Source organism: Mailhella massiliensis (assembly GCF_020741395.1).
Taxonomy (GTDB): domain Bacteria; phylum Desulfobacterota; class Desulfovibrionia; order Desulfovibrionales; family Desulfovibrionaceae; genus Mailhella; species Mailhella massiliensis_A.
Genome location: NZ_DYZA01000010.1, coordinates 1 through 5,731, shown reverse-complemented (window position 1 = coordinate 5,731; position 5,731 = coordinate 1). Strand labels below are relative to the sequence as shown.

The 5,731-nt window shown below is 63.0% G+C and carries 5 protein-coding genes and 1 tRNA gene; 4 read left to right on the top strand and 2 right to left on the bottom strand.

Going from position 1 to position 5,731, the window contains the following annotated elements; translation table 11 throughout:
• Positions 1–75: 75 nt before the first annotated feature.
• Complete coding sequence (locus K8W16_RS00380; RefSeq protein WP_304120178.1) at positions 76–570, bottom strand: YfbM family protein; 495 nt, start codon at positions 568–570, stop codon at positions 76–78.
• Between the two features lie 477 nt (positions 571–1,047).
• On the opposite strand from K8W16_RS00380, the gene K8W16_RS00375 reads away from it, so the two are divergent.
• From K8W16_RS00375 to K8W16_RS00360, 4 genes are all read left to right on the top strand, one after another.
• Entirely contained in the window at positions 1,048–1,953 is a 906-nt protein-coding gene (locus K8W16_RS00375; RefSeq protein ID WP_304120176.1) for a metal ABC transporter substrate-binding protein, read from the top strand.
• On the top strand, positions 1,940–2,728 hold the full coding sequence (locus tag K8W16_RS00370; protein ID WP_304120174.1) for a metal ABC transporter ATP-binding protein: 789 nt from the start codon (positions 1,940–1,942) through the stop codon (positions 2,726–2,728). Before K8W16_RS00375 ends, K8W16_RS00370 begins: the two co-directional genes overlap by 14 nt.
• Positions 2,721–3,584, top strand: a complete 864-nt coding sequence (locus K8W16_RS00365) for a metal ABC transporter permease (protein ID WP_304120172.1) — start codon at positions 2,721–2,723, stop codon at positions 3,582–3,584. The genes K8W16_RS00370 and K8W16_RS00365 overlap by 8 nt, the downstream gene beginning before the upstream one ends.
• A gap of 313 nt (positions 3,585–3,897) precedes the next feature.
• Positions 3,898–5,166 carry a 4Fe-4S dicluster domain-containing protein gene (locus K8W16_RS00360; protein WP_304120171.1) on the top strand — a complete coding sequence of 423 codons (1,269 nt, stop codon included), beginning with the start codon at positions 3,898–3,900 and terminating at the stop codon, positions 5,164–5,166.
• A gap of 128 nt (positions 5,167–5,294) precedes the next feature.
• On the opposite strand, the gene K8W16_RS00355 is transcribed toward K8W16_RS00360, so the two are convergent.
• A tRNA-Ile gene (locus K8W16_RS00355) sits at positions 5,295–5,370 on the bottom strand.
• Positions 5,371–5,731 lie beyond the last annotated feature (361 nt).

The following is a 5,731-nucleotide window of genomic DNA, read 5'->3' as shown; positions in this document are numbered from 1 at the left end:
GGGCGCTGGGGCAGAAAAAAACGCCGCCCGCCCCGGCAGGGGAAGAACGGCGCGCGCCCGGAAAAGGCCCGTTCGCTACATTACATAGAAGATTACGGCCTGCCCCTCGCGGGCGGCATCGTCAAAGAATTCCTTCAATTCCTCCACAGCGTCCCACACATATTCAAAAAAATCCTCCTCATCGTCGTCCTCCGTCACAGGATAAATCTGGTTTTCCAGCATTTCCTGCACGTTGAAGCGTTCCCGGAAATCCTCCTGCGTGAGCAGGGCAAGGGCTGCGGCGAGGGCCTTCACGTCGGGGACAGCCATGAGCATGGAGGAGAACTCGTCGTCATCCTCCTCAAGGAGGGTGTTGCCGCTCAGCACCAGGCGGCTGAAGATATTGTCGTCGTCCCCGCCGTAGGAAGCTCCGGTGAGGGTGAACTGTATGGCGTGCCAGGCCTTGTCGATATCCACGATATGCTCTTTCTCCGCCTTATCGTAGATGAGATCCGAAAGCGCAATCTCGCCCCGGCGTATCTTTTCGACAGTACTTTCACTGGTTCTGAAGTAATTTCCCGACATTCCCATACCTGTTCTCCTTATCCTGAACCGTGCCCCCATGCAGGAACGCCTGTCCCGTCGGAACGCATGGTCTGCATGTTGCCGCCGGCCGCTCCGCTTTCCGCTGCGGCGGCGGATGCATAAGCGCCCTTCCCTCCCGCCTCATGCGGAACGCCCGGAAGCTTCGCTTTCCCATTCCTAGTATGTTCAATAGAGCACTTATGATTTTCTCCGTCAATGCCTTCACGCCCCCTTCATGTAAAGACATTCATCAAAGCCCTATTCCGGCCGCCCTCCGGAAAACGCGGCGTCCCCGCCGGAGAGGAGGCTCCCCTTCTCCTCCGGCTTCCCGGGCCTTCCGCCTCCGCCCGGAGATGCCCGTTTCGTATTCCACGGCAAAGACTTGACATATTCGCCGGTTAAAGCTCTCCTGTCTGTCCGGCCGCGCCGCAGACGGGGCGGCCGCCCTTTCGCCGCAGCAACCTTATCCTTTCAGGATAGCGCATGAAAACATTCTTTACCTTTCTTGTCTGCCTCGTTCTCGCTCTCGCCTCCCCGGCGGGAGCCGCCGCACGGGAGATAACGGCCTCGGTATTCCCGGTATGGCTCCTTCTTCGGGAGGTGGCGCGCGACGTGCCTGGAGTGAACCTTTCCCTGCTCCTGCCTCCCGGCACGGGCTGCCCTCACGACTACGCCATGACGGTGCAGGACAGGCGCGCCCTCGCCCGGGCGGACGTGCTCGTCGTCAACGGCCTGGGGCTGGAAAGCTTTCTCGGCGAGGAAGGCCGCGCCGGAAAGCTCATGAAGGAAGGCTCCTGTATCATCGACCTTTCCCGGGGCCTGGACGGCCTCATCCGCGAAGAGGGGGAAGGCGGCCCTCATCATCACGGCGTGAACCCGCATATCTTCGCAAGCCCGGCCATGATGGAGCGCATGGCCCTTTCCCTGGCAAAGCAGCTTGCAGGCCTGGATCCTGCAAACGCGGCCCTGTATGAGGAAGGGGGCCGGCGCACGGCGGAGCGCTACGCAAAACTTGCCGAAGCCTGCCGGGAGGCGGGTGCACGCATGGCGGGCAGGGGCGTGCTCGTGCAGCACGATATCTTCGGCTATCTCGCCCGCGACATGGGCCTTCGCGTGGACGGCGTGATCCGCGAAAGCGAAGGGCAGGAGCCCTCCGCGAGGGACATGCTGAACCTCGTGCAGATCATCCGCGAAAAGGGCACGGCCGCCGTGATCACGGAACCGCAGTACCCCGACCGCACGGGAAAGGCCCTGGCTGCGGAAACGGGCATAGCCTGCCTTACCCTCGACCCGGCGGCGGGCGGCCCGGAAGACGCCTCGCCGGACTACTACGAACATGTCATGCGCGAAAACCTGCGCATCCTGGAGAACGCCCTTGGAACATACTGAAAGCCCCGCCATTGTGTTCGACCATGTGAGCGTGACCAGGAGCGGGCTGAACATTCTCGATCAGGTGAACGCCGCCGTGCCGAAGGGCAGCTGCACCGTGCTCATCGGGCCCAACGGCGCGGGCAAGACTACGCTTCTGCTTGCACTTCTCGGCGAGGTGCACTACCGGGGCCGCATCACCCTCAGCGGCGGCCGAGGACTGCGCATAGGCTATGTACCGCAGAAGCTCATCCTCGACCGGGGCATGCCCTTCACCGTGGCGGAATTTCTCACCATGGGCGTGCAGAAGCGCCCGCTCTGGCTCGGTATTTCCCGAAGGGCGAAAGAAAAGGCCCTGGCCCTTCTTGACGAAGTGCACGCCGCCCACCTCATGCGGCGCCGCGTGGGCACCCTTTCCGGCGGGGAGATGCAGCGCGTGCTCCTTGCCCTGGCTCTCCAGCAGAAGCCCGAGCTTCTCGTGCTGGACGAACCTTCGGCAGGTGTGGATTTCGAGGGCGGACGCCTGTTCTGCGAGCTTCTGGACGACCTGCGCCGCACCCAGAAATTCACCCAGATCATGGTGAGCCACGACCTCGGCATGGTGGCCCATCACGCCACCTGCGTCATCTGCCTGAAGCGCCGCGTCATTGCCCAGGGGCCGCCGGACAAGGTGCTCAACGGTGACGTGCTCCAGGCCCTGTTCGGCATGCACATGGGCCTCATCTGCGCGCAGGATCACACCCACGCCATGCCCGGCCATGATCACAGCGCCGGAAAGGAGCATCGCCATGCCTGACCTTTCGTGGCTTTTTTCCCTGGCCTCCCACTTCCCGCTGGACGGCATGGACATGCGTTTCATGCAGCAGGCCCTCGTGGCCCTCGTGCTGCTCGCGCCCATGACGGCGGCCCTCGGCGTACAGGTGGTGCATTACCGCATGGCCTTCTTTTCCGACGCGGTGGGACATTCCGCCTTCGCGGGTGTGGCCGCCGGGCTCATCCTCGGGGTGGACCCGCACCTTTCCATGCCCCTGTTCGGCCTTGCCGTGGGGCTTCTCATCATGTTCATGCAGCGTTTCAGCGCCCTTCCCTCGGATACCGTCATAGGCGTGGTCTTTTCCGCCGTGGTGGCCGGGGGCCTTGCCGTGGTCAGCCGCAACAACACCATAGCCCGCGACCTGCAACAGTTCCTCTACGGCGACATACTCACCATGACGGAAACGGACATAGCCTGGCTCTGCGCCCTGTTCCTTCTTTTCGTGATCTTTGAAATCGCGGCGTTCAACCGCCTGCTCTACGCGGGCACAAGCGGCATCATCGCCCGGGCGCACCGCGTGCCCGTGGCGCTGTTTGAATACCTCTTCGCCGCCCTGCTCGCGCTTGTAGTCATGTTCTCCGTGTGGGGCGTGGGCGTGCTGCTCGTCACCGCCATGCTCACCGTGCCCGCCGCCTCGGCACGCAACTTCGCAAGAAGCGCCGGGGGCATGTTCTGGTGGGCCGTTCTCGTGGGCACAAGCTCCGCCGTGGCCGGGCTCGCCCTCTCCGTGCAGCCCTGGATGGGCACGGCCACGGGTGCAACCATCATTCTCGTGTCCTGCCTCTGGTTCCTTGTGAGCGTCGTCGCCGCCGCCGTGCGCAACGAACGCCAGTCCTGAACAGCCGTGCAGGAAGCCTTCCCGCAAGCCCCGCCGGGCCTTCTCCGGCGGGGCTTTTTTCCGCCCTCCCGGCAGGGAAGGGGCGCATCCTTCATGCGTCTTTCCCGCTCCCTCCCGCAACGTCCTTGATGTTTCTCTGCAACGCGCTACAATAGCCCTGTCATGCCATGGCCTTATGCCGCTGCGATGCAGGGCGCATGCAGTCTCCCCCCTCTTTCTTCATGAGAATGATGAGATCATCACGCTCCCTTCCCCGACGATATGCGCTCATGGCCATGATTTTCCTTTATCCGCAGACGCAAAGGAGACTTTTGTGGGACATCACCTCATGCTGGAAAAACAGTCCGCCTACGGCCGCATGATAGACCGGCTCAACCGCTTCCCCCAGGGCGCGCCGGAATCGGAAACGCTCTACTCCATCCTCAAAATGCTCTTCACGGAAAAGGAGGCCGACCTTGTGGCGCAGATGCCCATACGGCCCTTCACCGCATCCGACGCCGCGAAGCGCTGGAACATGCCGGAAACGGAGGCGCACAAGATTCTCGACAATCTCGCCTCCCGCGCCATGCTCGTGGATATGGAGGTGAAAGGGGAACAGCGCTACTGCCTGCCCCCGCCCATGGCCGGTTTCTTTGAATTTTCCATGATGCGCGTGCGAAAGGACGTGGACCAGAAAACCCTTGCCGAGCTCTTCCACCAGTACATCAACGTGGAAGAGGACTTCATGCGCGAGCTCTTCGTCACCGGCGAGACGGGCCTCGGCCGCGTCTTCGTGCAGGAGCCCACGGTGAAGGAGCCCTACGCCATGGAAATCCTCGACTGGGAACGCTCCACCCACGTCATTGAAACTGCCTCCCAGTGCGGCATCAGCATGTGCTACTGCCGCCACAAGAAGCAGCACCTCGGCACGGCCTGCGACGCGCCCATGGATATCTGCATGACTTTCAACACCGCCGCCCATTCCCTCATCAAGCACGGCCACGCAAGAGAGGTAAGCAAAAGCGAGTGCCTCGAGCTTCTGCATCAGGCATGGGAGCACAACCTCGTGCAGTTCGGCGAAAACGTGCGCGAAGGCGTGAACTTCATCTGCAACTGCTGCGGCTGCTGCTGCGAGGCCCTCGGCGCGGTGAAGCGCTTCCAGATGACGCAGACCATACACTCCAACTTCATCATGCACATGGATGAATCCGCCTGCGTGAAGTGCGGCCGCTGCGTCGACCTGTGCCCTGTGAACGCCCTGACCATGGTGCGCAACGAAGACGGCACGCGCCGCATAGACTTCAACGCCGAGCTGTGCCTCGGCTGCGGCGTGTGCACCCGCGGCTGCACCAAGGGGGCCGTGACCCTCGTACCCCGGCCGGAACGCACCATCACGCCTCTCAACACCACGCACCGCGCCGTAGTCATGGCCACGGAGCGCGGCAACCTCCAGAACCTCATCTTCGACAACCGCATGCTCTTCAGCCATCGCCTGCTTGCGGGCGTGCTCGGCTCCATCCTGAAAATGCCCGCCGTGAAGCGCTCCCTGGCGCAGAAGCAGCTCAAGTCGCGCTTCATCGAAAAAATCTGCGAGAAACTCTGAGGCCCTCAGCTTTGCCCGGCGGCTGCAGCACGGCGCAGAAGCGTGCGCCGGGGCGCCGCCCCGGGCGTTGTGACGACACAAAAAAAGGACGGACAGGGAATATCCCCATCCGTCCTTTTTTTTCAGGGTGGTGGACCCGGCAGGCCTCGAACCTACGACAATCCGGTTATGAGCCGGGGGCTCTACCAACTGAGCTACGGGTCCAACAGCGGGAATATGACTCGATTCTCTTGCTTTGGCAAGCAAAAAGACGCCCGCTTCGCACAAAATCTTTGCCTTTTCCCCGGAAGCCCTCCCGTTCCGGCAGATTCCCGGCCTTTGCCCGAAGCGCGCGGCGCTTCCCCGGCCCGGGAGCGGCCGGCAGGGGGAGAGGCCCCGAAAGCTTCCGCATGTTCCGCCCCGGGGCGCATCTTCCGATTTCCCGGGGAAAGGCCGAAGCCGGGGCGCGGCAGGGCAGGCGCTTGCCTGAAGGCCCGGGCGCGGCAAACGGATGAAGAAGCCCCTTCCCCGGGCTTTCCGAGGGAGCGCTGTCCCTCAAGCGCCCTTCCCTCCGGGGGAACCCGGC